1 protein-coding gene and 1 pseudogene are annotated in these 1,292 nt (G+C 69.0%); both read right to left on the bottom strand.

Annotated elements, in window-relative coordinates; translation table 11 throughout:
• Positions 1-259 (bottom strand): annotated as a pseudogene (locus CWO91_RS42215) (Spy/CpxP family protein refolding chaperone); the annotation flags it as partial.
• Between the two features lie 271 nt (positions 260-530).
• The coding region (locus CWO91_RS42220; RefSeq protein ID WP_130221176.1) for a LysM peptidoglycan-binding domain-containing protein at positions 531-1,292 on the bottom strand (762 nt) is incomplete at its 5' end.

The following is a 1,292-nucleotide window of genomic DNA, read 5'->3' on the forward strand; positions in this document are numbered from 1 at the left end:
CGTAAGGGTTGGCCGGCTGGCCGCGCTCGGCGCCGCGGGGATCCTGCGACCTCAGCGCGGCCGAGCGGTAGCGGCCACCGCGCTCCGCCATACGGGCATGCCGCAAGCGCGACAGGCCGATCACGTGACCGACGGCAAAACGTGCAACGCCGAGCGGACCGCCGCGCAATCCGAACTGGGCCTCGGCCTTGTCAGGCAGCAGCACGGCCCCAAACATGAGGGCAACACCCGCCAGCGCCAGTCCCATGCGTCCGGACATGAAAACTGACCTGACCACCTCAGCCTCCTCCCAACGCCAAGCGCGCACTGCGTCGCATCACAATGACGCGCGGGGGAACCGATAGTTCCGGAGCGACACAGGGCAAAGCGTCGCGGGCGAGCCGAGCTCCTCGCTCTATGCGGCGCGTCATTCCGGGGCGCGCCTCTCGGCGCGAGCCCGGAATCCATAGGGCGGCAGAACGGTGGCACGATGGATTCCGGGCTCGTCGCTTCGCGACGCCCCGGAATGACGGCGGCGAAATGCTTGAACGTCACTGCGCCTTTGGCGGCATCACGAAGGTCTGGCCGGGATAGATCAAATTGGGATTGTGGATCTTGTTGCGGTTGGCGTTGAAGATCACGGCGTAGCGGGCGCCGTCACCATAGGCGAGCTTGCTGAGCGCCCACAGGCTGTCGCCGCGGGAGATCACACGGCTGCCACCCGCTTCCGCTGGTGTGCCACTGAGTGCGTCCGCCGGGGAAGCCGATGCGACAGCGGTCGCCGCTGCCCGGGCCATGACCTTCGGCCTCAGTGCGCCCGTCAATCTGGGCCGAGCCGTGGGCCTGTCGGGCGCTGAGGCCAGGTGTGGCGATGCCGAGGGCAAGGAGGCCACGACTTCCGGCTTGTCGTCAGGCTTCTCGGCCTGTTTCGGCTCTTGTTTCGCTTCTTGCCGCACGGCCGGTGCCGGCGGCGGCGCGGCCTCGGCGATCGTCACCGGCATGCTGCGGCTGGATTGCGTGACGGTCCCGTCGGTCGATCTCGCCCGCAAGGTCAGCTCATAGGAACCGGCGGGAAGCTGCGGCGGGGTCATCACGAACTGGCCCGACGCATCGGCCGTGACGGTGTCGAGCGGCTTGCCGTCGCGCAGCAACTCGACCTTCGCACCCGGCGTGGCCTGGCCGGCGATCACCGCGGCCTCGCCACGATCGTCGATGCGCGCGACGTCGAAACGGGGACCCGCATCGGTTGCAGCCGGCGGCTTGACCGGCGCGAGATCGGCCAGCGCCGTGACCTGCTTCTGCGTCTCGGCCAG

Source organism: Bradyrhizobium genosp. SA-3, from assembly GCF_004212635.1.
In the GTDB taxonomy this organism is placed as follows: domain Bacteria; phylum Pseudomonadota; class Alphaproteobacteria; order Rhizobiales; family Xanthobacteraceae; genus Bradyrhizobium.